General features: G+C 56.3%; 1 protein-coding gene. It reads right to left on the bottom strand.

Going from position 1 to position 355, the window contains the following annotated elements; translation table 11 throughout:
• On the bottom strand, positions 1-355 hold a 355-nt coding region (locus ACUU1M_RS20710; protein ID WP_449144800.1), incomplete at both ends, for a relaxase/mobilization nuclease domain-containing protein.

Raw genomic sequence — 355 nt, 5'->3', positions numbered from 1 at the left:
CTGCAAGCGCCTGTTTCGTTTCCGGCAGATTATCAGGGAGTGTCAGCGTCCTGCGGTTCTCCGGGGCGTTCGGGTCATGCAGCCCGTAATGGTGATTAACCAGCGTCTGCCAGGCATCAATTCTAGGCCTGTCTGCGCGGTCGTAGTACGGCTGGAGGAGTTTTCCGGTCTGTAGCTCCATGTTCGGAATGACAAAATTCAGCTCAAGCCGTCCCTTGTCCTGGTGCTCCACCCACAGGATGCTGTACTGATTTTTTTCGAGACCGGGCATCAGTACACGCTCAAAGCTCGCCATCACTTTTTCACGTCCTCCCGGCGGCAGCTCATTCTCCGCGAACGACAGAACACCGGACGT

The sequence above is a fragment of the Shigella sp. SIG6 genome (genome assembly GCF_053555815.1).
The sequence above is the reverse complement of the archived record's forward strand: the minus strand, read 5'-3'. Positions and strand labels throughout refer to the sequence as shown.